The sequence below is a fragment of the Streptomyces sp. NPDC029836 genome, from assembly GCF_055574495.1.
Genome location: NZ_JBVHZI010000002.1, coordinates 846,403 through 869,299, shown reverse-complemented (window position 1 = coordinate 869,299; position 22,897 = coordinate 846,403). Strand labels below are relative to the sequence as shown.

The window sequence follows — 22,897 nt, the reverse complement described above, 5'->3', positions numbered from 1 at the left end:
GAATCGGGGCCGCTCTCATCCAGCACTTGTCGAACTGGAGGCATCCAGCATGACTCACCACGCCCTCGTCCCGCGAGGGGACGGGCCGAGGATCCTGTCCTTGTGCACCGGCTACACCGGTCTCGACCTCGCCGTCCAAGCCGGCCTGCCCACCGCCACCGTCGTCGCCCATGCCGAGAACAGCCCCTACGCCGCAAGGCTGCTGGCCCACCACCACCCCGACGTCCCGAACCTCGGCGACATCACGGGAATCGACTGGACCACCGTCCGCGACACCCACGCCCCCGACGTGGTCACGGCCGGGTTCCCCTGCCAGGACATCAGCAACTGCGGGCGGAAAGAGGGCATCCATGGCAGCCGATCCGGGATCTGGCGGAACGTGGCCGAAGCCGTTCGCGTCATTCGACCCGCACACGTCTTCCTGGAGAACGTCTCCGCGATCCTCCGCCGCGGCCTCGACGTCGTCGCCGGCGACCTGGCCACGCTCGGGTACGACCTCTCATGGACATGCCTACGCGCTTCCGACATCGGAGCACCCCACCGACGGGACCGCTGGTTCGCCCTCGCCCACCGCTCTCCTGCCGACGCCGACGACCTCCGACGGCACTGGCGGAGCCGGAACCAGCCCGAAACGACGCGGCGGAATGAACCTCCGCACCTGGGTCACCCGACTCCCACCCCCGGCCGAGTAGCCGGGCCCCGGCTGCTGCCCACCCCGAAGGCCTCTGACGGACCCAACGGCGGCCCCAACCAGCGCGACGCCTCCGGCCGCTACTACCTCCCCGGCCTCGCCCCCCGCCTCACCCCGCTGTGGACGGCCGCGGACGGCACCGACTACGCCCCCACCATCGCCCGCTGGGAGGAGATCACCGGACGTCCGGCGCCCTGCCCCACCGAACCCGGCGCCCGCGGCGGGCGCCGCCTCGCCCCGGCCTTCCCCGAATGGATGATGGGCACCCCCGCCGGCTGGGTCACCACCGTCCCCGACCTCCCGCGCCGTGAACAGCTCCGCATCATCGGCAACGGCGTCGTCCCCCACCAGGGCCACGCCGCCTACGGCCACCTCGTCCACACCAACACCCACCGCCTGGAAGTGGCCGCGTGAGCGCCCCGACGCACACGCGCGGCACGTTACGGACCGCGCTGTGGCTCGCCGAACTGGGAATCCCGGTCCTGCCGTTGCGGGAGGGCAAGCTCCCCGTCGGGAACTGCCCCACCTGCGCGGGTTCGGTGTGCGGGGACCGGCCCCACATGAAGGCCGCCGGCCCCTGCCACTGCCCGGCCCCCTGCCACGGCTGGGCCGCCGCCACCACCGAACCCGCCATCCTCACCTCCCCGGCCTGGGCCCGCGCCTGGCACCAGGCCAAAGCCGTCGCCTACCACCCCGGCGGCGCCAGCCTCACCATCGTGGACCTCGACAACCAGAACGCCGTGGACTGGGCCCACGAGAACCTCCCCGCCACCAAGACCGTGACCACGACGCGCGGGGAGCACTGGGTCTACCGGGGCGCCATGCGCTCCGCCAACAAGGTCCGGCCCGGCGTCGACATCAAGTCCCTCATGCAGTACACCCGCTGGTACGGCCCCGGCGCCGGCCCCATCACTGTCCTGCCGGGCATCGTCCGGGCACTGGTCGTCAGGGAAGAGTCCACCCGCCCCCTTCGCGGGGAGGTGGACTCTTCCTCACCCACCCGCGCCACCTGGGACCGCTCGGTTGCCACCGGATGCCGCCACAACGACACCTTCGTCCGAACCGGCCTCACCCGGGGCCTCGCCAGGATCGCCGCCTGCCACGAGGAGGGCGCCGGCAGCACCGCGTACGGCGTCGCCCGCTTCCTCGCCAACCAGCACACCGCCTGTCCCGGCCCGTGCGGCCTGGAGGTCCTCGGGCGCCAGGTCATCGACGCGGCCGTCGCCGTCGGTGTGCCCGAGGCGTACGCCGAACGCGCGGTCACACGCGGCTTCGACGTGGCGGCAAGGAGGGCGTCGTGACCACCGGCTCCCGCCCCGCAGAACCGACGCCCGCCCCCGCCGGGGGTGGGGCGCCGAAGGTCGTCGCCGAAGGCGTCCCTTCATCCGTTCGCCCTGACCCGCGCGCCGACGACGGACGCCGCCCCATCGCCTGGCTCCACATCGTCGCCCCGGGAGGCGGCACCACCCCGACCGTCCGGTCCTGGTGCGCCTGCGGACGGGACCTGTTCGCTGCCGGCCAGACCCGCGCCCTCGCCTTGATCTCCGACCACGAGCGGCACCGCACCACCTGCGTCCGCATCAACCCCACCGCCAACCAGGAAGGGATGGCCGCCTGATGAGCGACCACAAGCCCCAGGCCGCACCCATCGACGGAGCCGCCCTGCTCAGCGAGGTGGAAGCCTTCCACCGGCGGTTCAACATCTTCCCGCGCGAGGCCGCCTACGTCGCCGTGACCCTGTGGGACGCGCACGCGCACCTGCTCGACGCCTTTGACGCCACCCCGCGGATCGCGTTCCTCTCCCCGGAACCCGGTTCCGGCAAGAGCCGCGCCCTGGACGTGATCGAGACCCTCGTGCCCAACTCCATGGCCGCGGTGGACGCCTCACAGTCCGCGCTCTTCCGGTCCGTCGCCGGCGTCGAAGGGGAACGGCCCACGATCCTCTTCGACGAGATCGACACCATCTTCGGCCCCAAAGCCGCAGGTGACGAGAACCTGCGCAAGTTCCTCAACGCCGGTCACACCCGCGGCCGGAAGATGTACCGGTGCGTCGGGGACGGCGCTAACCAGACCGTGGAGGGCTTCCCCGCCTACTGCGCCGTCGCACTCGCCGGACTCGGCTCCCTGCCCGACACCGTCTTCACCCGCTCCGTCATCATCCGCATGCGCAAGAAGGCCCCCAACGAGTCCTGCCAGCCCTGGCGGGAACGCATCCACAAGAAGCAGGGCAACGCCCTGCGCGACCGACTCGCCGCCTGGGCCGAATCCGTCCGGGAGCAGGTCACCGGGTCCTGGCCCACCATGCCCGACGGCATCAGCGACCGACCGGCCGACGTATGGGAGCCCCTCCTCTCCGTCGCCGAAGCCGCAGGATGCGACTGGCCAGAGCGGGCCCGCGACGCCTGCCTGGAACTGGTCACCGCCGCCAAGGAGAACGACGCCTCCTCCCTCGGTATCCGCCTGCTGATCGACCTGCGCGACCACGTTTTCCGCGGACAGGAACGGATGCCGACCGCCGCCATCCTCGAATGCCTCCTCCGCATGGACGACGCGCCCTGGGCCGACATGGACGGTAAGCCCCTCACCTCCCGGACCCTGTCCCAGATGCTCGGCCAGTACGTCACCTCCGCCAACAAGCCCATCAAGCCCCGCGGGATCCGAGTCGGCTCCGCCACCCCCAAGGGCTACTACGCCGAAGACCTGGCAGACGCCTGGGCCCGCTACTGCCCCCCTCACCCCCAGAAGTCCGCAACATCCGCCACAGCCGCCACACCGCAGGTCAGCGGGGGTGAATCTGTGGCGGACGCCCTCCCCGCCATCCGCCACACGCACGCGGAAACCGCCACACAGCTCTTCCCCGTCGCCGGCTAGCTCCCGCGACCACCCGATGCCGCCACACCCCACGTGTGGCGGCACCAATCCGCCACACAATCCCGATCCGCCACAGATCCGAGCCGCTGACCAGCGATGTTGCGGCGTGGCGGACGTTGCGGATTCCCGAAAGGTCAAGCCAAGGAGTGAATGCATGGCCGCGACCAAGTCGCAGGTGAAGCTCACGCTCGCTGAAGTCTGCGAGGAGCTGAGGGTCTCGAAATCAACTTTCTATGACTGGCGGGCGAAAGGCCGCGCGCCGCGCTGCATCAAGTTGCCCAACGGAGACCTTCGAATCCGTCGGGCTGACCTTGACAACTGGCTGTACGAACATGAGGAAGCCGCCTGATGGATCTGACGTACGACGTGAAGCTCTGGAAGACGTCGGTGTACCGGGGGAGCCGCAAGACGACGCACACCGTCCGGTGGACGCTCGAACGTGCGGAGTGGCGGCAGGGCTTCGCCTCCGCCGCCCTCGCAGAGAGCTTCCGCTCTGGTCTCGTGGTGGCTATGCGTCGGGGCGAGCCCTTCAGCCTCACGACCGGAAGGCCCGTGTCGTACCAGTCTGCTGCCCGGGAGCTGAACTGGTACGACTTTGCGGTGCAGTTCGCCGACGCTCAATGGGTCCGGACCTCCGGCAACAACCGGAAGAACGTAGCCAAGGTTCTGATGGCGACGACGGTTGCTCTGCTCAAGTCGCCTCCGCCCAGCCGCTTCAATGCCGTCGACATCCGCACTGCACTGAGGGAGTTCGCCTTCAACACCAGCCGCCGGGGAAGCGCGGACACTGAGACCCGGGCCACGCTCGGATGGATCACTGCGAATTCGCCGACCATGGAGGCCTGGGAGGATTCGCAGACGGTGGACCGGGTGCTCGCCGCACTGGCTAAGAGACTGGACGGTTCCACGACCGCGGCCAGTTCAGTCAAGCGGACACGGCGGATCCTGAACGTGGCCATGGAGTACGCGGTCAAGCAGGACGTGCTGAAGAACAACCCCCTGCCGAAGGGGAGAGGAAGTGCGCCGAAGACCTCGGCTGCGGTCGACAAAAGGTCGCTCGTCGGGAAGGACCAGGCCGCACAGTTGCTCGGATGGGTCCGTCGGCGGCCAAGGGGCGGCCGACGGCTCCATGCCTTCTTCGCCACCATGTACTACGCCGCTACCCGTCCTGAGGAGGCAGTCGCGATGCGCGTTGCTGACGTGCGCCTACCTGCATCGGCAGCCGACGACCAATGGGGTGAACTGCTCATCCACACGGCACGTCCCGAAGTGGGCAGGAACTGGACTGACACCGGCGAGATCCACGAGGTGCGCGGCCTCAAGGGAAGAGCCGCTGAGGATATGCGTGTTGTGCCGTGTCGACCCGCGCTGACGCGGCTTCTGCGCGAGCACATCCAGGCCGAGAAGCTGAAGCCGGGTGACTTTCTCTTCCAGGGCGAGAACGGAGGCACCCTCGCGGGGTCGGTGATCCGTCGTGCGTGGACGACCGCTCGGAAGCACGTGCTTGCTCCGGAAGAGGTTCCGTCCCCGCTCGGCAAAAGGGTGTACGACCTGCGACACACCTGCCTGACCAACTGGCTGAACGATGGAGTGCCGGCAGCGCAGGTCGCCGACTGGGCCGGGAACAGCGTCCCCGTCCTGCTGTCCGTGTACGCCCGGTGCGTCACTGGACAACTTGCTGACCTGAAGCGCCGGATCGAGGACGGTGGAGACCTTCCTGAGGTCTAGGGAGCTCAGCCGCGCCCCAGAGAACTTCACCGCGTATTCTCCGTGGCCACCCGCTAAAGGCCGGTGACAGCCGGACCCAGCCGGACTTGCCGGCGAGCCTCGGAGCTTCGCCGGCAGCAGCGGCCGGTGGTGGACCCATGGCCTTTGACCTGCACAAAGGCCCTCCCAGAGGGAGGGCCTTCAGGGGTGGAGATGTGGTGCCCCCGGCAGGACTCGAACCTGCGGCCAAGTGCTTAGAAGGCACCTGCTCTATCCACTGAGCTACGGGGGCCGGAAGGTGGCCGTGGTGGCCTGGAGCCCCTGGGTGGGGGTGGGGCGTCCGTCCGTGCCGGGTCAAGGATAGGGCTCCGGTTGCCTTGTCCCGGTTGCTTCACTCGCGGGCCACGATGTGGAGGTTCGGTGAAGCGGTCCCGATACTCGCAGGCAGGTGCGATTCTCGCACCGCTTTTGCGCCGCGTCGCCCTGGGTGTTGTGCACTCGTTATGCCTGCGTCCCACTCGTCCGCCGTGTCCCTGATGTTCCGCCGGAGTGGCGGTCGGCGCGCAGAGGGCGTATAAGCTTCAAAAATGCTCCTAAATTGGGCATTCTTCGCATGTGGTGACCTTGGATGTACGGCCCCAGTTGCTCGATGCCCTGTCCGCCCTGCGCGACCGGGTGGCGTCCGTGCGTCTGCCGCTGCCCCTGCCCGGCGCTCCGCGCGCCCGCCAGACCAGAGCCGAGCTGCTCGCGCAGCTCGACGACTACCTCGTGCCCCGGCTCAAGGCGCCAGAGGCGCCCCTGCTCGCCGTCATCGGCGGGTCGACCGGGGCCGGCAAGTCCACCCTCGTCAACTCCCTCGTCGGCCGTCAGGTCAGCGAAGCCGGAGTGCTGCGCCCCACGACGCGCACACCGGTGCTCGTCTGCCATCCGGATGACCACCACTGGTTCGCCGGGATGCGGATCCTCCCCGACCTGATGCGCGTCTGGGCGCCCCAGGAGGACGACGAACCCACCGGCCCGGCCAAGAAGAACACCCTCCGCACCCAGAACCGCCGCTCCTCCGCCCGCGAACTGCGGATCGAGACCGTCGCCACCCTCCCGCGCGGGCTCGCCATCCTCGACGCCCCCGACATCGACTCCCTCATCGTCGAGCACCGGACGCTCGCCGCCGAACTCATCTGCGCCGCCGACGTCTGGGTCATGGTCACCACCGCCTCGCGGTACGCCGACGCCGTGCCCTGGCACCTGCTGCGCACCGCCAAGCAGTACAAGGCCACCCTGGTCACCGTCCTCGACCGGGTCCCGCACCAGGTGCTCACCGAGGTCTCGCGGCAGTACGGGGCCCTGCTCACGCGGGCCGGGCTGGGTGACGTACCGCGGTTCACGGTGCCCGAGCTGCCCGAGTCGGCCGGCGGGGGCGGGCTGCTGCCGGCCAGCGCCGTCGCGCCGCTGCTCGCGTGGCTCAGCCACCACGCGCAGGACCCGGCCGCCCGGCAGTACGCCGTCGGGCGCACCGCGCTGGGCGCGCTCGACTCCCTCGGACGGCGGATGCCGGAGCTCGCCTCGGCCGTCGCCGCCCAGCACGCCGCCGCCGTACGGCTGACCTCGGCCGTCGAGGACGCGTACAAGCGGGAGGGCAAGCGGGTCCGCAACCGCCTCGACCAGGGCGCCGTCCTCGCCGGGGACGCGCTGACCCGCTGGCGCGGCTACCCCCTCGACACCAGCGCCGACGAGCTGCTGGACTCCCTCGCCGAATCCCTCGCCGCGCTGCTCCAGTGCGCCGTCGCCGCCGCCGACGAGCGGATCGCCGAAGCCTGGCGCCGTGAACCGGCTGCCGCGGCGGTGTCCCTGCCCGCCCCCGACCGGGAGGCGGCGGAACGTATCGGCATGGCCGTACGGCGCTGGCGGCGCGTACTGGAGGAACTCGCCGAGGAAGAGGTCGCCGGGCTCGACAAGCAGCCGCCGCCCGACCCCGACGGCGTCGCGGCCCTCCTCGTCGCCGCCCTCCTCGGCGGCAAGCGCGCCCGCCCCGCCGGGGAGAAGCTCGCCGAGCGGATCGGCGTCCAGGCCGCCGTACGCCTGCGCGACCGGGGCGGAGAACTGGTCGGGGACCACCTCGACGAGGTGCTCCGCGCCGAACGCGACCGCCGCCTCGCCCCCCTGGAAGCGCTCGAAGTGACCCCGGAACCACAGGCCGAACTGATCGCCGCGCTGTCCCTACTGCAGAAGGAGAGGTGACGCGGTGACCGCCCTGACCGACCGTGACCGCACCGACGACCGCTGGGACGACGGGTTCATCGCGCGCTCCCGCCCCCGACCCAAGGGCCGCCGAGGCCTGGGCGCCGTACCCGGCACCGGCACCGGCGGCGAACTGTGCGGCGAAGGCCTCTGCGACGAGGGCCTGTGCGACGGGGACCACGAGGACGCCGAGGCGCTGAACGAGGGCGACGAGGAACTCGTCCGCGCCGTGTCCGGGGCCGGCAGCGACGGCGGCAAGGTCGCCGCGCCGCCGCTCAGCCCCGAGGCCCAGGCCCTGCGGACCCGCCTCGACGCCCTGCGCCAGCTCGTCGGACTGTCCCGGACCCGCCTCGACGGCAAGACCCTCGCCGAGGCCGGCCGGGTCCTCGACGAGGCCGCGGCACGCCGCGGGCTGTCCCCGCAGCACACCGTGGTCGCCATCGCCGGAGCCACCGGAAGCGGCAAGTCCACGCTGTTCAATTCACTCGCCGGAGTGCAGATCTCCGAAACCGGGCTGCGCCGCCCGACCACCGCCGCACCGATCGCGTGCAGCTGGTCGGACGGGGCCGCGGGCCTGCTGGACCGGCTGGAGATCCCGGGCCGGCTGCGCCGCCGGCCCCGCGAGACCTCCGAGGCGGAGGCCCTGCGCGGCATGGTCCTCGTCGACCTGCCCGACCTGGACTCGGCGCTCGGCGTGCACCGCGACCACGTGGACCGGGTCCTGGCGCTGGTCGACGCGGTGGTGTGGGTCGTCGACCCCGAGAAGTACGCGGACGCCGTCCTGCACGAGCGGTACCTGCGGCCGCTCGCCGGACACGCCGAGATCACCTTCGTCGTGCTGAACCAGGTGGACCGGCTGCCGGGCGAGTCCGCCGACCTCGTCCTCGACGACCTGCGCAGGCTCCTCGACGACGACGGCATCGCGCTCGGCGAACACGGCGAACCCGGAGCCACCGTCCTCGGACTGTCCGCCCTCACGGGTGAAGGCGTCGGGGAACTCCGCGAACTCCTCGGACAGTTCACCCAGGAGAAGGGCGCCGCGACCCGACGGATCTCCGCCGATCTCGACCGGGCCGCGCTGCGCCTGCGCCCGCTGTACGTGGCCGACGGACACGCGGGACCGGAGATCGGCGAGGGGGCGCGCGCCGAGTTCGAGGACAGGCTCGCGGAGGCCGTCGGCGCGTACGCGGCGGGCCTCGCCGCCGAGCGGGCCTGGCGGCGCAACGCCGGAAAGGCGTGCGGGACGCCCTGGCTGCGGCTGTGGCGTTGGTACGAGGGCCGCCGCGCCCCGCGCTCCCTGGCCGGACTGGCCGCGCTCGCCGCGATCGGCCGCTCCGGCATGCCCACCGCGCAGGCTCCCGTGGAGGAGGAGGTGACCGCCCGGCAGCGGGTCGAACAGGCCGTGCGGACGGTCGCCGACGAGGCGGTCATCGGGCTGCCCGACCCCTGGGCGCAGGCCGTACGGGAGACCGCCGTGCGCGGCGGCGAACAGCTGCCCGAGGCGTTGGACCAGCTGGCCGTGACGCTCGGCCCCGCCGTCACCGCCCCCGGCGCGAAGCCGCCACGCCCGACGTGGTGGCCCGTCGCCGTGCTCGCGCAGGCGGCCATGACGCTCGTTCAGATCTTCGGCGGGCTGTGGCTCGTCGGGCAGATCGTGGGCGTCCTGGAACCGAAGCTCATGCCGCCGGTGCTCTTCATGGTCGCCGGCATCATCGGCGGACCGCTGGTGGAGTGGGCCTGCTCCCTCGCGGCCCGCGGTCCGGCCCGCCGCTACGGGCAGGACGCCGAACGGCGGCTGCGACAGGCCGCCGCGGGCTGTGGACGGGCCCGGGTCCTGGAGCCGGTCGCGGCCGAACTGCTGCGCTACCGGGAGGTGCGCGAGCAGTACGCCACGGTCGCCGCAGGGGGGACGAGGTTGTCCACAACCCGCCAGTAGTCCACAGGCCGGAGCGGGATCGGGGGCCCGGGCCCAGCATGGTCGTACCTCGCGCGGCAGGTCCGCGGGGGTACCCGGGCGGAGGGCCCGCGCGGGTGGGCAGACGTGGGGAGGGCGGCCGGGATGAACGACACCCTGGTGACGCTGGTCGGGTACGTGGCGACGCAGATCGACTTCAAGGAGACGACCACCGGCCCGTCGGCGAGGTTCCGCTTCGCCGTCACGCCGAGGTACTTCGACCGGCGGACGGACACCTGGACGGACGCGGCCACCAGTTTTTACACGGTGTGGGCACGCCGTGTACTGGCGGTGAACCTGGCCGGTTCCGTGTCCGTCGGCGAACCGCTCGTGGTGCACGGACGGTTGCGGGTACGGGAGGACCCGCCCGACGGCGACGGCGTCCGGTGGTTCTCCGCCGACATCGACGCGATCGCGATCGGACACGACCTCAACCGCGGCACGGCGGCGTTCCGTCGGGTGGTCAGGACGGACACCCCGCTGATGGGCACTCAGAACGCGGCGGTGGTCTGAGTGTTCGAGGCGGCTAGGATTCCCCGGTACTCACGGGCACCTGGGTCTTTGGCCCGAAGGGGAAGACTGTGTCAATCGCTGTTCCCGCATCCTCCGCATCCTCCGAATCCTCCACATCCGCCGCGGCCGCGGTTCCCGTGGCGTCCTCGGCGCTCGTCGCCGGCGCCGGCGTCGGCGCTGCGGCAGCGGGGAGACCGGGGTCCGCGCCCTGGGCCGAGCCCGGAGCCCACCCCACGCCCGCAACCCCCGCGCCCGCGGTTCCGCTTACCGTCCTGGCGGTGCCTCCTGCCGCTCCGGCGCCCGGCTCCGCAGGCTCCACCGACTCAGCCGGAGCCCCCGCCGGTGGCCCCGTCCCCGCCGCGGGCTCCGGCGGGGGGCGGCCCTCCGTACGACGGCCGCTCGCCGTGGCCCTGTTGGCGGCAGCGGCCTTCACCGCCACACCGGGGGGCCGGGCCGCGGCGGACGCCGGCCCCGTCCCGGGCCGTGCCACCGAGGGGGCCGGCGCCGTCCTCGACGGACTCAAGACGTACGGGCAGGCCGTCCTGCGCGCCGGGGACGGCTCGGTCCGGCAGATCCCGGCCGGCCTCCACGAGATGCGGGTCGACGGCGGCGGCACCCTCCAGACGTACGGAGTCGGCGTCGCGGGATACGCGCAGCCACAGGCCCGCTTCACCGAGACCGGTTGGGGCGGCAGCCCGCTCGCCGGGAACGCCGAGGCGGGTCGCATCCGCTGGGTGCTGGAGCACTCCTACCCCCAACTCAACGACCTGGCCGGGCTCGCCAAGGCCTCGGGAGCCGGCGCGCTGACCGCCGAGAGCGCGGCCGCCGGTACCCAGGTGGCGATCTGGAGACTGGCCGACGGGGCCCCGGTGGAGGCCGCGGACCCGGCTGCCGAACTCCTGGCCGACTACCTCCAACGGGAAGCGGGCCGGATGCCGGAACCTCCCCCCTCACTGGGGTTGGAACCCGGCCCGGCGGCGGGACCCGTCACCGGGGCGGCCGGCAGCCGCATCGGCCCCGTCACGGTGCGGACCCGGGCGCAGAGCGTGAGCGTCACCCCGGACGCGGCGGCCGTCGCCATGGGCGTGCGGGTCGTCGACGCCGACGGCAAGCCGCTGACCTCCGCCGCCGACGGGAGCCGTCTGTACTTCGAGGTGCCGGCGGGCACCCCCGACGGCACGGCCTCCGTCACCGTCCAGGGCTCCACCAAGGTCCCCGTCGGGCGGATCTTCAGCAGTGGCGTCCCCGCCGAGGCGCAGATCGTGGCCGGCTCCAGCGAATCGGCGGCCTCGGCCGGGGCCGCCGCGACGTGGCCCGTACCGGGACGGGCCACGACGGGCCGGGCCGGCACGGGCTCGTCCGCCGCGGGTTCCGTCGGCACGGGCTCCGTCGGTGCGGGCTCGGCCGCCGCGGGGCCCGTCGGAACCCTGGCCGGGGCGAGCGAGGTCCCCGTCGCCGAAGCCACCGGCGCGGCGGGCGCCGCATCGCCGGACGAGGAACGGCTGGCCTCCAGCGGCAGCTCCGCCGCGACCCCGGTGATCGCGTCCCTGGCCGTCGGCCTGGTGGTCCTGGGCGGCATGGTGGTCCTCCTCCTGCGCAAGCGCCCGCTCGAAGGCGAGCACGCCGGCGAGCGCCCTGAGGAGGAGGGAGCGTAGGGCCGCCGGTCCGCACTCCGTCCGGGCGCGCCGATGCCGGGGCCCGGACGCTCCGGCGTCCGGCGTCCGGCGTCCGGCGTCCGGGGTCGGGGGTGGGGCCGATCGTCCGGCGTTCGGGGCGCGTCTGATTTCGGATCCGGTCCACGGGGTAAGCGCTGGAAATGGGTGATCAAGAACTGACATGGCGGGGCACGGTCGCGCGGTGGGACCGGCAGCTGTTCGAAGCCGTGGCACGCCGGCACTGGCCCGGGGCCGATCGGGTGCTTCCGCGCCTCGGGCGGGCCGCGAACCACGGCGTCCTGTGGGGCGGGACCGCGGTGGCGATCAGCGTGCTCGGCTCCCCCCGGGCCCGCAAGGCCGCCGTGCGCGGGGCCGCCTCGCTGGCACTGGCCTCGGCGACCATCAACACCGTCGGCAAGTGGTCGGTCCGCAGGCCCCGCCCGCTGCTCGACGGGGTGCCGGCCGTGCGGCAGCTCCACACGCAGCCGCAGACCACCTCCTTCCCGTCCGGGCACGCGGCGTCGGCCTTCGCGTTCACCGCCGGACTGGCGCTGGAGTCCCCGGGCTGGGGCGCCGTGGTGGCGCCGGTCGCCGCGTCGGTGGCCTTCTCCCGCGTCTACACCGGGGTGCACTACCCGTCCGACGTGGTGACGGGCGCGGCGCTCGGGGTCGCCGCGGGATTCGTCGTACGGCGACTCGCGCGGGACGCCCAGGAGGCCCGGGTGGTGCCGGGTGACGAGCGGCCCGCGCCCGGGGTCCCCGCGCTGCCGGAGGGGGAAGGGTTGACGGTGGTCGTGAACACCGCGTCCGGGACGGCCGCGGAGGCCGGGCTGGACGTCCTGCGGGAGCGGCTGCCGAAGGCGGAGCTGGTGGAGGTCGGCAGCGGCGAGCTGGTGGCCGAGCTGGCCGCGGCGGCGTCCCGGGCGACCGTCCTCGGCGTGTGCGGCGGGGACGGCACGATCAACGCCGCCGCCACCGCCGCGCTACGGGCCGGGGTGCCGCTCGCGGTGTTCCCCGGCGGCACCCTCAACCACTTCGCGCTGGACCTCGGCCTCGCCGGCCCGGCCGACACCTGCCGGGCCGTCGCGGCCGGCGAAGCGGTCCGCGTCGGCGTCGGCCGCTTCACCCCCGGCCCCCGCCACCCGACCGCACCCGACTCGACGCCGCCCGATGCCCCCGCGCCCAAGGCGACCGGCCCCCACCCGGACGTGAGCCCGGCCACCGGTTCCGTCCCGGTCCCCGGAGCCGGCCCCCGGCCGGGCGAGGACTCGGGGTACTTCCTGAACAACTTCAGCGTCGGGGCGTACCCGGAGCTGCTGCGGCACCGGCTGCACTGGGGGCCGCGGATCGGCGGCGGGCCGGCCGCGCTGCTGGCCGCCTGGCGGGTGCTGCGCGCCGAGCGGCCCGTACGGCTCCGGCTGGCCGGTCGGCCCCGGAGCGTGTGGCTCCTCTTCGCGGGCAACGGCACCTACCAGGGAACCGGCCCGACCCCGCGCCGCCGCGCCACCCTCGGCGAGGGCCTGCTCGACCTGCGGCTCGTCCTCGGCGGCGGCCGCCCCGGCCCCCGCCTCCTCGCCGCCGCGTTCACCGGCCCGCTGACCCGTTCCCCCGTGCACGTCGCGAGCAAGCTGCGCAGCCTGCGCGTCTCGGACGTCCCGCCGGGCACCCCGCTCGCCTACGACGGGGAGTACGCCCAGGCCCCCGCCGCCTTCGTCCTCGACGCCCTCCCGGACGCCCTCACCGTCTACCGCCCCCACTGACGCCCACCGCCCCCGCCCCCACGGCCGGGGCGCAGCCGCCGCCCGGGCGCCGCGCCCGTTGTCGGGCCGCGCACCGGGCCGAGCGTCCCCGGGGTTTGGCCGAGTACGCGTCAGTAGGGCTCCACCGCCGGGCCCGGCTCCACCCCCAGGTCGGCGCGCATCGCGCCCCGCTGGACGACCCCCTGCTCGTTCGCGCGCAGCAGCCCGGCCTGGATCTCCTCGAACGAACCGTCGGGCGCCGACTACCCTCCTCCAGCCGCAAGACCCGGTCGTACAGGGATGCGAAAGCCTGCGACACCGCGTCCAGTTCTGCCAGGACCGCGCCGGAGGCGGCCATCCGGGCCTCGGCGAAGGACGCGTGCATCGCGTGCCGCGCGTCCTCCAGGGCCGTTCGCCGTTCCGGGGCGAGCGCGTCCTCATCCACCAGCCACAGGTAGTTCATGAGCTCGACGCGAAAGCGGCGGTAGCCGGAGTTCGCCGCCACGTAGCAGTCGCGCCGCTTGTCCAGCGCGGCCACCTGCTGCTCGCGCCGCCACGGGGCCTCGGCCACCCGTTCCTGCCGGCCACCCTGCTCCGCCTGGACGCGGGCGACGAGGCGTTGCGTCAGCAGAGGGGCGAAGAGGGTGCCGCCGACCCCGATGAGCGCGATGACGAGCGGGATGAGGGAACTGCCGTTCAGGGAGCCTCCGGGTCTACCTGCACCGGGCGGCGCAGCGGCATCCTGCCTCCCGGGGAACCCGCGACCGGATCCCGTCCCGCGGCCGCCCCGCGCCCCGATCGCCCGCAGGTCGCCGTCCCGCCCCAGCTCAGGGGCCTCTGACCTACCCATTCGCCCGCAGGTATGGACGACTGGCAAGATGGGGTGTATCTGCCCACCATCGATCTGCCGGACGGTTTCTCTTGGCTGAGTTCATCTACACCATGCGCAAGACGCGCAAGGCGCACGGCGACAAGGTGATCCTTGACGACGTCTTCCTGAACTTCCTGCCCGGCGCGAAGATCGGTGTGGTGGGCCCGAACGGCGCCGGTAAGTCCACCGTTCTGAAGATCATGGCGGGCATCGAGCAGCCGTCGAACGGTGAGGCGTACCTGTCTCCCGGCTACACGGTCGGCATCCTCATGCAGGAGCCGAAGCTCGACGAGTCGAAGACGGTCCTGGAGAACGTCGAGGACGGCGTCGCCGAGATCAAGGGCAAGCTCAACCGGTTCAACGCGATCGCCGAGGAAATGGCGACGAACTACACCGACGCCCTGATGGAGGAGATGGGCAAGCTCCAGGACGACCTGGACCACGCCAACGCGTGGGACCTCGACGCCCAGCTGGAGCAGGCCATGGACGCGCTGGGCTGCCCGCCCGGCGACTGGCCGGTGACCACCCTCTCCGGCGGTGAGAAGCGTCGCGTGGCGCTCTGCAAGCTGCTGCTGGAAGCCCCCGACCTGCTGCTCCTCGATGAGCCCACCAACCACCTCGACGCCGAGTCGGTGAACTGGCTGGAGCAGCACCTTTCGCAGTACAAGGGCTGTGTCATCGCGGTCACCCACGACCGGTACTTCCTGAACAACGTCGCCGAGTGGATCCTCGAACTCGACCGCGGCCGCGCCATCGCCTACGAGGGCAACTACTCCACGTACCTGGAGAAGAAGGCCACCCGCCTCAAGGTCGAGGGCCGCAAGGACGAGAAGCGCCAGAAGCGGCTCAAGGAAGAGCTGGAGTGGGTGCGGTCCAACGCCAAGGGGCGTCAGACCAAGTCCAAGGCCCGTCTCGCCCGCTACGAGGAGATGGCGGCCGAGGCCGACAAGATGCGGAAGCTGGACTTCGAGGAGATCCAGATCCCGCCGGGCCCGCGTCTGGGCTCGATCGTGGTCGAGGTCAACAACCTCACGAAGGCGTTCGGCGACAAGATCCTCATCGACGACCTGTCGTTCACGCTGCCGCGCAACGGCATCGTCGGCGTCATCGGCCCGAACGGCGCCGGCAAGACCACGCTCTTCAAGATGATCCAGGGCCTGGAGACGCCGGACTCCGGCGCCATCAAGGTCGGCGACACCGTCAAGATCAGCTACGTCGACCAGAGCCGCGCCAACATCGACCCCAAGAAGACCCTCTGGGCGGTCGTGTCGGACGAGCTGGACTACATCAACGTGGGCCAGGTCGAGATGCCGTCCCGCGCGTACGTCAGCGCCTTCGGCTTCAAGGGTCCGGACCAGCAGAAGCCGGCCGGTGTCCTGTCCGGTGGTGAGCGCAACCGCCTCAACCTGGCGCTGACGCTCAAGGAGGGCGGCAACCTGCTGCTCCTCGACGAGCCCACCAACGACCTCGACGTCGAGACCCTGTCCTCGCTGGAGAACGCGCTCCTCGAATTCCCCGGTGCGGCCGTGGTCATCTCCCACGACCGTTGGTTCCTGGACCGGGTCGCCACGCACATCCTCGCGTACGAGGGTGAGTCCAAGTGGTACTGGTTCGAGGGCAACTTCGAGTCCTACGAGAAGAACAAGGTCGAGCGGCTCGGCCCGGACGCCACGCGTCCGCACCGCGCCACCTACAAGAAGCTCACCCGGGGCTAGGTCGAGACCATGGCCAGACACCACTACCGGTGCCCCCTCCGCTGGGCGGACATGGATGCCTTCGGGCACGTCAACAACGTCGTCTTCCTCCGCTACCTGGAGGAGGCACGGATCGACTTCATGTTCCGCCTGGCGCCGGGGGAGGGCAGCGATTCCTTCACGGGCGGTTCCGTCGTGGCCCGCCACGAGATCGACTACAAGCTGCCCCTGGTGCACCGGCACGAGCCCGTCCTCATCGAGTCCTGGGTGACCCGCATAGGGGCCGCGTCCCTGACCATCCGCTACGAGGTCAAGGACGAGGCGACGCAGGACAGGCCGGAGACGGTGTACGTCCGGGCCGAGACCGTGGTCGTGCCCTACAACCTCGCCGAGGGGCGTCCCCGCCGCATCACCGCGGAGGAGCGTCGCTTCCTGGAGGAGTACCTCGACCTGCCCGAGGCCGCCGAAGGGCGCCTCGCGGCATGACCGAGCAGCTGCGCTTCGTCGATTCCGGGGAGGCGGCGGACCTCGCCGCCTTCCTGGGTCGGCTGGTGCACTACGACCGCGCCGCCGCGGTCCGCCTGCAGGCGCGGGCGGGCGGCGGCGCGCTCGCCGTCTTCGGGCGCCCGCCGTCCTTCGACGTGCTGGCCGTCCGTACGGCCCGTCTCGCCGAGCCCCTCGCGACACCGCTCGACCTGACGGTGTCCGCGGGCGAGCTGCTGGAGGCCATCGACGAGACCACCGCCGGCGCCGTCGTGCCCGCGCCGGTCACCGGGCCCCCCTGGGCCGGCGTACTGCCGCCCCGCGGCGGCTGGCAGCCCGTGCCGGGCCTGCCCGCCCCCGAAGCGGTCCGGGCCTGCGTCGCCGCCGCCGTCTCCGAGTTCCGGGCACGTGACGAGGCCCTGCCCCCGCAGCACCGGACCCGCTCCGAGCGTGACCGCATCGGCCGGGACATCTGGTCGCGGACGCTGGGCGACACCGAACTTCCGCTGCGCGCCGTGCACGCCGCGCAGTCCCTGGGCTTCCTGCGGCCGGTACGGTCCCCCGTCCCCGCGGCGGCGCCGGTCACGGCGCCGGCCCCCGTGGCACTGTTCGCCTCGGGCGGCTGGCTGCGCCTGAGCACCCCGTACGGGTCCGTCGCCACGCGGCGCCCCGGGCGGACCGGCGGCCTGGGCGCCCTTCAGGTACGCCCCGTCTGACCGGCCGGCCCGCGCTCCGAATCAGCCGGAGTTGATCATCGAGGCGGCCGCGTAGGTCAGGTAACGCCACAGCTGCGCCTCGTGCTCCGGCGCCAACCCCATCTCGTCCAGCGCGACCCGCATGTGCCGCAGCCACGCGTCGTGCGCGGCCGCGTCCACCTGGAACGGCGCGTGCCGCATCCGCAGACGCGGGTGGCCTCGGTGGTCGCTGTACGTGGTCGGGCCGCCCCAGTACTGCATCAGGAACAGCGCGAACCGTTCCTCCGCGGGCCCGAGGTCCTCCTCCGGGTACATCGGGCGCAGCAGCGGGTCCCCCGCGACCCCCTGGTAGAAGCGGTGGACCAGCCGGCGGAAGAAGTCCTCGCCGCCCACCAGCTCGTAGAAGGTCTGCTCCTGGACCGTGCTCTGCGACTCGTCATTCACCCGACCATCGTCTCAGACGCCCGGACGGAGGACCCCGGTCCTAGGACCCTCGACCTCGCGCTCCGGCCCCCCGACCACCCGCCGGGGTCGCACGGGCGGCCCGCCCGCAGCACAGTGGAGTCATGGGTACGGGCGGCACGGGGGCACACACCCCCCACACGTCCCGCGGCGCACCGGACGAAGCGGGCCGGGACCTGCGGGCAGCGGCGCACGCCGGTCAGGTGCGGGAGCTGACGGCGGCCGGGGCGCTGGCCGACCCGGCCTGGCGGGCGGCCTTCGCGGCGGTGCCCCGGCACGTGTTCGTGCCGTACTTCTGGACCGGCCGCGGCGCCGGCCACGAACGGCTGTGGGGCGAGGACCCCGACCCCGAACAGCGGGCCCGCTGGCTGCGCGGCGTGTACACCGACGCCCCGCTGGCGACCCGCCTGCGCGACGGCGAACTGGTCTCCTCCAGCAGCCAGCCCTCGCTGATGGCGAAGATGCTGGCGGCCCTGGAGGTGCGGGACGGCGACAACGTACTGGAGATCGGCGCGGGCACCGGCTACAACGCGGCCCTGCTGTGCCACCGGCTCGGCGAGGACCTGGTCACCACGGTCGACCTGGACGAGGAGATCACCGAATCGGCGCGGGCCCACCTGGCGCTGCTCGGCCACCACCCGACGGTGGTGACGGGGGACGGCGCGCGCGGCTGCCCCGCCCGCAGCCCCTTCGACCGGATCCTGGTGACCTGCACCCTGCCGCTGATTCCGCCCGCCTGGCCCGCCCAGTGCCGGCCCGGCGCGCGGATCCTGGCGCCGCTGTCGACGGGGCTGATCGCGCTGACCGTCCGGGACGCCGACTTCGCCGAGGGGCACTTCCTGCACACCTCGGCCTACTTCGTCCCGCTCCGCGGGGCCACGGCGTCATCCGCCCCCGCCGGTACGACGGGGCCGCTGCACGGGGTCCCGTACGAGCTCATCGAGAACGAGCGCTTCCAGTTCCTGCTGATCCTGACCGCGGGCGTGCTGCACCCCCGCGAGGCCCTGGACCTGTGGCGCAGGGAGGGCCGTCCGGCGCGCGAGCGGTTCGGGGTCACGGTCACCGGGCGGGGTCAGTGGTCCTGGCTCGACGACCCCCGGGGCCCGTACGTGTGGCCGTTGGGGGAACCGCCGGGCCCGGTCAGCCGCGGCGGATGGTGATGGTGGTCCAGGCCCCCACGTGGACCCGGTCGCCGTCGGAGAGCGGAACCGGCACGTAGGGTTGGATCGGCTCCTCACCGCCGTTGATGGTGGTGCCGTTGGTGGAGTTCTGGTCGACGACCGCCCAGCTCAGGTCGGGCTGCTGGACGAGCACCGCGTGCTGATGGGAGACGCCCGGGTCCTCCGGCGGCACCGCGAGGTCGATGTCCGGGGCCTCGCCCGAGGAGGCACGGCGCCGGCCGATGGTGATCTGCCCGCCGGAGAGCGGCAGGTGCTGCTCGGGGGAGTACGCGGGCAGGTTCAGCGCCGCCGCCTCCGGGCCGCTGCGCTGCATCATCGCCAGGAAGTACGAGCGGTCGGGCGCGACCGTCACCGACCAGGACAACGGCGCCTGGGCGTTCTGCGGCGGGAACGGCTGCTGCTGCGGCTGCTGCTGGTACTCGTGCTGCTGCGCCGGCTGCTGCTGGTGGTACTCCTGCTGCGGCGGAGCCTGCTGCTGGTAGTACTCCTGCTGGTACTCGGGCTGCTGGTACTCCTGCTGCACGGGCCGGGCCTGCTGCCCGGACGGCCCCTGCTGCCCGGACCGCTGCGAGGACTGCCCCTGCCCCTGCCCCTGCTCGTGCGAGGGCGGCGGCAGCAGCCAGTCGTCCTCCCGCTGGAGCGGTTCGGCGGGCCGGTTGACCCGGGACGGCCGGGACCCCTGGTATTCGAAGTGGTCCTGGGAGAACACCGGCTGCGCCGGAGCCGGCGGCGGGGGCGGCGGCCCGGGCTGCGCGCCCGCCCCGGTACCGGGCCCCGTGCCCGTGGCGTCCGGGGACAGCGGTGCGTACGAAGTCGGCGTACGGGTCAGGAAGTTGTACCGGCACTCCTCGCAGAACGGGGCCATGGCCTCGCGCGGGGTGCGGCACTGCGGGCACAGCTCCGCCTGGGCGGTCGGCTCACCGGCCGTGGGAGGGTAGCCGTATCCGTAGGAGGGCGCCGCGGGGGTGCCCGTAGGGGCAGCCATGCGGTGGCCGCAGACCTCGCACCAGTCGTCGGAGGCGGACTGGTGCCCGTTCGGGCAGGTCGGCATCGCGGCGCTTCCCCCTTCTCCCTGCGTCATCGCGTCAGGTTTCTTCTCAGGTCTTCTTCACTCGGACGGTCTGCGTCGAACGCGTTTCAAGGGTCATCTCGTCGGCATCGGCGACCTTGGCTTTCAGCCGCACAGTACCCGCCACCGCATCCACGACGTCCACCACCTTCGCCAGCAGTTTGGCAGTGTCGGCGTTCCCGGAGACGCTCGCCAACTGCACGGCACGCCCCAGTTTCGCCGTGGCCCCGTCCACATCACCCATTTTGCGGGCTTCCAGGCCCTGTTGGATAGCCTGCGCGAGTTCTGCCTGTCCTGTGTAGTGCGCCACTTGCGGGCTGATCGCGGTCGAAGCGGCCAGATCGTCTGTCCACACCGCCCTGACCAGGCCCTGCGCCAGCGCCGGCTGCGGCTCGCCCGCCGGCCCGGGCAGCACCAGCGAGGCGCGGGCCGCCAACATCTCCTGACCGACGGCCGCACCCGGCACCCGTACGCAGACGTGGTACTCGCGGGACTCGTCGCCCCACGACCCGGTCGGGTAGTCCCCGGCGCGCGGCCCGGCCTCCGTGCGGCGCGCGGTCAGGTCGTGAACGGCGGGCGCGACCTGCTTGACGTACTGGACCTCCACCCCGACCGGGGTCCACAGGCGCAGCGCCACGTCCGCGACCTCCTTGCCCATGACGTTCTCCATCACCCGCGTGAAGTCCTCGGTGAGGTGGGCCGGGTCGGCGACGATGTCCGCCGAGCCGAGCAGGGCGCTCGCGATCCCGGTGACCTCCTTGACCTCCCAGTCGGTGCCCACGCCGCGGGCGTCGCAGGTGAAGCGGCCGGCGCAGGCGTCGAGGGTGGCGCGCAGCACGGCCGGCTCCTCGTGCTCGTTGCGGCCGTCGGTGAGCAGGATGCCGTGCCGGATCGTGGCCGGGGACTGCCGGAGCAGGCCGTCTGCCAGCCGCAGCCAGGTCCCGATGGCGGTGCCGCCGCCGGCGGTCAGGGAGCCCAGCGCCTCCTTGGCCCGGGCGCGGGTCGCCGGATCGGCGGTGGCCAGCCGGCCCTGACCCGGGTAGACCTCGCGGGCGACGTGGGTGCCCGCGATCACCGCGAAGGCGGTGCCGTCGCGCAGGGTGTCGATCGCGGCGGCCGTCGCCTCGCGGGCCCCGCGCATCTTGTCCGGCGGGTAGTCCATCGAGCCCGAGCAGTCCACCATGATCACGACGGCCGCGTCCTGACCGAGGACGCGGGCGGCCGTCGCGGTCGCGCCCCCGCTGGAGGTGACCGTCACGATGGCGTGCACGTCCCGGCCGCCCTCGGGCAGGAACTCGTTCTGGTACACCTCCACGCTGAAGCGCGGGGCGCTCGGCTTGGCGAAGTTCGCCATCGACTGGACTCCTCGGGGCTCGCTGACGACGGGGACGGGCGGGTCAGGCCCGGGGGTACGGTTCCGGTTCCGCTTCGGCTTCCGCCGCCGGGGCGGCGCCGGGGGCCGCCGGTTCCGGTACGGCGGCGAAGGGCACGATGGCGACGGTCACGTTGTCGTGCCCGCCCCCGTCGAGGGCGTGGCCCACCAGGACCTGTGCGCTGTGCAGGGGGCGGACGGCCGCGTCGGGCGGCAGGACCTGGGCCATGTCCCGGGCGGACTCCGCGTAGTTCCACAGGCCGTCGGTGCATACGACGACCACGCCGGGGTGGTCCGGCTTGTAGCTGGCGGTGTGCGGTTCGAGGTCGTACGCGTCGGCCCCGAGCCAGCCTGTGATGGCGTGGGCCCGGACGTCGGCGTAGGCCTCGGCCTCGCCCATCAGGCCCGCCGCGACCATCTGGGCGGCCCAGGAGTCGTCCTCCGTGAGGCGCCGCGGCAGGGCGCCCCGGTCGTCGGGCACCCAGTAGGCACGGCTGTCGCCGACCCAGCCGATGGTCAGGACCCCGCCGCTGACGACGGCGCCGACCAGCGTGCAGGCCGGCGCGTTCTGCGCGCCGGGGGTCTCGGGCGCGAGGGCGTTCACGGCGGTGGCCGCCGCCAGGATCGCCTCGTGCATGGCCTCCTGGGGGTGGGCGCCGCGGGGGAGGGCGTCGAGCAGCGCCTCGTTGGCGGCGCGGGCGGCGGCGGCCGAGGCGTCGTCGGGCCGGCTCGCGGAGGAGACGCCGTCGCAGACGATCGCCACGGTGGCGGCCGAACCGTCGGGCAGGGCCGTCGCCGACACGGCGAAGGAGTCCTCGTTGCGGTGGTGGCGCAGGCCGCGGTCGCTGACGGCGGCGACGCTGCCGAGCTCCTCCTCCAGGTGGTCCCGCTCGCGGGGCTGGGCGTGGCCGCAGTGCTCGCAGTACCCGTCGGGGTCGACGTGCCCGGCGCGGCAGGCGACGCAGGTCTTCCCGCCGTCCCCCGCGGGGGCGGCCCCGTACGACTCCTCGGGCGCGGGCCCGCCCTGCGCGGCGTACGGCTCCTCGTGCGCGGGCACCCCCCAACCCCCGTCCCCGGGCTCCCGGACCCCGCCGGGGAGGTCGTGGCGCAGGGGCTCCCGCTCGGGCGGGGTCTCGGGCCGGGCCGGTTCCTGCCCGTACGGGGACTCGGGCCCGGGGTCGGAGGCGCCTCGGGGGGCGCTCGAACCCGGCATGCCGGAGCCGTCGCCGACCAGGGTGGGCGCGGCCTCGGCCACGCTGCCCCAACCGGGCGCGGGCACCCCGGGGGTGTAGCCGGCGGAGCCGCGCAGGCCGGCGCCGACCGGCTCGCCCGCCGGACCGGCGGCCCGGGGGGCCGCGCCGGGGGCCTCGCCCGCAGGGGCGTGCGCCGGAGCGGCGGGATACGCGGCAGGGGGCGCGGCCGCCCTGGCCGGGTCCCCGGCGCCGGAGGAGTACGCCCCGGCGGGGTCGGTTCCGGGACCCTGCCCGGGGTGGGAGCCCGCCGCCGCGGCGGGGACCCCGGCCGTGGCGACCCGCCCGGCCGGCGCCGGCGCCGGCGGGGAACCGACCGGCAGGGTCGGACGGGAATCCGGGGTAGGGGGCGGGGAGGACAGGGCGTAACCGCACACGCCGCAGAAACGGTCACCCTCCTCCAGGGGCTCCGCGCAGCTGGGGCAGCCCGACGGCCGATGCATCGACATCAC

Annotated in this window: 20 protein-coding genes and 1 tRNA gene; 15 read left to right on the top strand and 6 right to left on the bottom strand. The window is 73.2% G+C overall.

All coding sequences use genetic code 11. The features are described from left to right. The first annotated feature begins 49 nt into the window (after positions 1-49). The 6 genes from ACZ4XJ_RS09685 to ACZ4XJ_RS09660 all read left to right on the top strand — a co-directional run bounded on the left by ACZ4XJ_RS09685 (position 50) and on the right by ACZ4XJ_RS09660 (position 5,290). Positions 50-1,105, top strand: a complete 1,056-nt coding sequence (locus ACZ4XJ_RS09685) for a DNA cytosine methyltransferase (RefSeq protein WP_468495801.1) — start codon at positions 50-52, stop codon at positions 1,103-1,105. Continuing rightward, positions 1,102-1,992 (top strand): bifunctional DNA primase/polymerase, encoded by an 891-nt coding sequence (locus ACZ4XJ_RS09680; protein WP_468495800.1) that lies wholly within the window; start codon positions 1,102-1,104, stop codon positions 1,990-1,992. Before ACZ4XJ_RS09685 ends, ACZ4XJ_RS09680 begins: the two co-directional genes overlap by 4 nt. Then, positions 1,989-2,309, top strand: coding sequence for a hypothetical protein (locus ACZ4XJ_RS09675; protein ID WP_468495799.1), 321 nt, complete (start codon positions 1,989-1,991; stop codon positions 2,307-2,309). Before ACZ4XJ_RS09680 ends, ACZ4XJ_RS09675 begins: the two co-directional genes overlap by 4 nt. Then, positions 2,309-3,562 carry a DUF3631 domain-containing protein gene (locus ACZ4XJ_RS09670; RefSeq protein WP_468495798.1) on the top strand — a complete coding sequence of 418 codons (1,254 nt, stop codon included), beginning with the start codon at positions 2,309-2,311 and terminating at the stop codon, positions 3,560-3,562. Before ACZ4XJ_RS09675 ends, ACZ4XJ_RS09670 begins: the two co-directional genes overlap by 1 nt. Positions 3,563-3,716: 154 nt before the next feature. Then, entirely contained in the window at positions 3,717-3,911 is a 195-nt protein-coding gene (locus ACZ4XJ_RS09665) for a helix-turn-helix transcriptional regulator (protein ID WP_468495797.1), read from the top strand. Then, positions 3,911-5,290, top strand: coding sequence for a tyrosine-type recombinase/integrase (locus ACZ4XJ_RS09660; protein ID WP_468495796.1), 1,380 nt, complete (start codon positions 3,911-3,913; stop codon positions 5,288-5,290). Before ACZ4XJ_RS09665 ends, ACZ4XJ_RS09660 begins: the two co-directional genes overlap by 1 nt. 195 nt (positions 5,291-5,485) lie before the next feature. Here ACZ4XJ_RS09660 and ACZ4XJ_RS09655 read toward each other — a convergent pair. Beyond that, positions 5,486-5,561: transfer RNA gene (locus ACZ4XJ_RS09655), tRNA-Arg, on the bottom strand. Between the two features lie 332 nt (positions 5,562-5,893). Between ACZ4XJ_RS09655 and ACZ4XJ_RS09650 the strand changes: the two genes are divergently transcribed. The 5 genes from ACZ4XJ_RS09650 (at position 5,894) to ACZ4XJ_RS09630 (ending at position 13,389) form a co-directional block, all read left to right on the top strand. After that, positions 5,894-7,507, top strand: a complete 1,614-nt coding sequence (locus tag ACZ4XJ_RS09650) for a dynamin family protein (RefSeq protein WP_362876882.1) — start codon at positions 5,894-5,896, stop codon at positions 7,505-7,507. Positions 7,508-7,511: 4 nt separating this feature from the next. Then, positions 7,512-9,443, top strand: a complete 1,932-nt coding sequence (locus ACZ4XJ_RS09645) for a GTPase (protein ID WP_468495795.1) — start codon at positions 7,512-7,514, stop codon at positions 9,441-9,443. Between the two features lie 123 nt (positions 9,444-9,566). Then, positions 9,567-9,974 carry a single-stranded DNA-binding protein gene (locus ACZ4XJ_RS09640; RefSeq protein ID WP_362876866.1) on the top strand — a complete coding sequence of 136 codons (408 nt, stop codon included), beginning with the start codon at positions 9,567-9,569 and terminating at the stop codon, positions 9,972-9,974. 278 nt (positions 9,975-10,252) lie between these two features. Then, positions 10,253-11,629: a TQXA domain-containing protein gene (locus tag ACZ4XJ_RS09635; RefSeq protein WP_468495794.1), complete on the top strand. Its 1,377-nt coding sequence runs from the start codon at positions 10,253-10,255 to the stop codon at positions 11,627-11,629. A gap of 161 nt (positions 11,630-11,790) precedes the next feature. Further along, positions 11,791-13,389, top strand: a complete 1,599-nt coding sequence (locus ACZ4XJ_RS09630; protein ID WP_468495793.1) for a phosphatase PAP2 family protein — start codon at positions 11,791-11,793, stop codon at positions 13,387-13,389. Here ACZ4XJ_RS09630 and ACZ4XJ_RS09625 read toward each other — a convergent pair. Continuing rightward, on the bottom strand, positions 13,367-14,218 hold the full coding sequence (locus ACZ4XJ_RS09625) for a hypothetical protein (protein WP_468495792.1): 852 nt from the start codon (positions 14,216-14,218) through the stop codon (positions 13,367-13,369). The two genes, ACZ4XJ_RS09630 and ACZ4XJ_RS09625, sit on opposite strands and share 23 nt — an antisense overlap. A gap of 71 nt (positions 14,219-14,289) precedes the next feature. Here ACZ4XJ_RS09625 and ettA point away from each other — a divergent pair, with 71 nt between their 5' ends. The 3 genes from ettA to ACZ4XJ_RS09610 are packed head-to-tail and all read left to right on the top strand — an operon-like array spanning position 14,290 to position 17,132. Continuing rightward, a complete protein-coding gene (ettA, locus tag ACZ4XJ_RS09620; protein ID WP_362876862.1) occupies positions 14,290-15,954 on the top strand; it encodes an energy-dependent translational throttle protein EttA in 1,665 nt (554 codons plus the stop codon). Positions 15,955-15,963: 9 nt separating this feature from the next. Beyond that, positions 15,964-16,419: an acyl-CoA thioesterase gene (locus tag ACZ4XJ_RS09615; RefSeq protein WP_362876861.1), complete on the top strand. Its 456-nt coding sequence runs from the start codon at positions 15,964-15,966 to the stop codon at positions 16,417-16,419. Then, positions 16,416-17,132, top strand: a complete 717-nt coding sequence (locus ACZ4XJ_RS09610; protein ID WP_362876860.1) for a DUF8010 domain-containing protein — start codon at positions 16,416-16,418, stop codon at positions 17,130-17,132. Before ACZ4XJ_RS09615 ends, ACZ4XJ_RS09610 begins: the two co-directional genes overlap by 4 nt. A 21-nt stretch (positions 17,133-17,153) precedes the next feature. On the opposite strand, the gene ACZ4XJ_RS09605 is transcribed toward ACZ4XJ_RS09610, so the two are convergent. Then, positions 17,154-17,555, bottom strand: a complete 402-nt coding sequence (locus tag ACZ4XJ_RS09605; protein ID WP_362876859.1) for a globin — start codon at positions 17,553-17,555, stop codon at positions 17,154-17,156. A gap of 122 nt (positions 17,556-17,677) precedes the next feature. On the opposite strand from ACZ4XJ_RS09605, the gene ACZ4XJ_RS09600 reads away from it, so the two are divergent. After that, a complete protein-coding gene (locus ACZ4XJ_RS09600; protein ID WP_468495791.1) occupies positions 17,678-18,733 on the top strand; it encodes a methyltransferase domain-containing protein in 1,056 nt (351 codons plus the stop codon). On the opposite strand, the gene ACZ4XJ_RS09595 is transcribed toward ACZ4XJ_RS09600, so the two are convergent. The 3 genes from ACZ4XJ_RS09595 to ACZ4XJ_RS09585 are packed head-to-tail and all read right to left on the bottom strand — an operon-like array spanning position 18,714 to position 22,894. Then, the gene (locus ACZ4XJ_RS09595; protein WP_468495790.1) at positions 18,714-19,835 is read right to left on the bottom strand and encodes an FHA domain-containing protein; all 1,122 of its coding nucleotides are present in this window, start codon (positions 19,833-19,835) and stop codon (positions 18,714-18,716) included. The genes ACZ4XJ_RS09600 and ACZ4XJ_RS09595 overlap by 20 nt on opposite strands. A gap of 16 nt (positions 19,836-19,851) precedes the next feature. After that, positions 19,852-21,177, bottom strand: a complete 1,326-nt coding sequence (locus ACZ4XJ_RS09590) for a VWA domain-containing protein (protein WP_362876857.1) — start codon at positions 21,175-21,177, stop codon at positions 19,852-19,854. A 43-nt stretch (positions 21,178-21,220) separates the two neighbouring features. Further along, positions 21,221-22,894: a protein phosphatase 2C domain-containing protein gene (locus ACZ4XJ_RS09585; RefSeq protein ID WP_468495789.1), complete on the bottom strand. Its 1,674-nt coding sequence runs from the start codon at positions 22,892-22,894 to the stop codon at positions 21,221-21,223. Positions 22,895-22,897 lie beyond the last annotated feature (3 nt).

Bases quoted from the DNA above. Each gene is read 5' to 3' on its own strand.
- ACZ4XJ_RS09670 (WP_468495798.1), top strand. From the start codon at position 2,309: ATGAGCGACCACAAGCCCCAGGCCGCACCCATCGACGGAGCCGCCCTG.
- ACZ4XJ_RS09600 (WP_468495791.1), top strand. From the start codon at position 17,678: ATGGGTACGGGCGGCACGGGGGCACACACCCCCCACACGTCCCGCGGC.
- ACZ4XJ_RS09595 (WP_468495790.1), bottom strand. From the start codon at position 19,835: ATGACGCAGGGAGAAGGGGGAAGCGCCGCGATGCCGACCTGCCCGAAC.
- ACZ4XJ_RS09610 (WP_362876860.1), top strand. From the start codon at position 16,416: ATGACCGAGCAGCTGCGCTTCGTCGATTCCGGGGAGGCGGCGGACCTC.
- ACZ4XJ_RS09615 (WP_362876861.1), top strand. From the start codon at position 15,964: ATGGCCAGACACCACTACCGGTGCCCCCTCCGCTGGGCGGACATGGAT.
- ACZ4XJ_RS09585 (WP_468495789.1), bottom strand. From the start codon at position 22,894: ATGTCGATGCATCGGCCGTCGGGCTGCCCCAGCTGCGCGGAGCCCCTG.
- ACZ4XJ_RS09625 (WP_468495792.1), bottom strand. From the start codon at position 14,218: ATGGGTAGGTCAGAGGCCCCTGAGCTGGGGCGGGACGGCGACCTGCGG.
- ACZ4XJ_RS09590 (WP_362876857.1), bottom strand. From the start codon at position 21,177: ATGGCGAACTTCGCCAAGCCGAGCGCCCCGCGCTTCAGCGTGGAGGTG.
- ACZ4XJ_RS09665 (WP_468495797.1), top strand. From the start codon at position 3,717: ATGGCCGCGACCAAGTCGCAGGTGAAGCTCACGCTCGCTGAAGTCTGC.
- ACZ4XJ_RS09640 (WP_362876866.1), top strand. From the start codon at position 9,567: ATGAACGACACCCTGGTGACGCTGGTCGGGTACGTGGCGACGCAGATC.
- ACZ4XJ_RS09630 (WP_468495793.1), top strand. From the start codon at position 11,791: ATGGGTGATCAAGAACTGACATGGCGGGGCACGGTCGCGCGGTGGGAC.
- ACZ4XJ_RS09685 (WP_468495801.1), top strand. From the start codon at position 50: ATGACTCACCACGCCCTCGTCCCGCGAGGGGACGGGCCGAGGATCCTG.
- ACZ4XJ_RS09660 (WP_468495796.1), top strand. From the start codon at position 3,911: ATGGATCTGACGTACGACGTGAAGCTCTGGAAGACGTCGGTGTACCGG.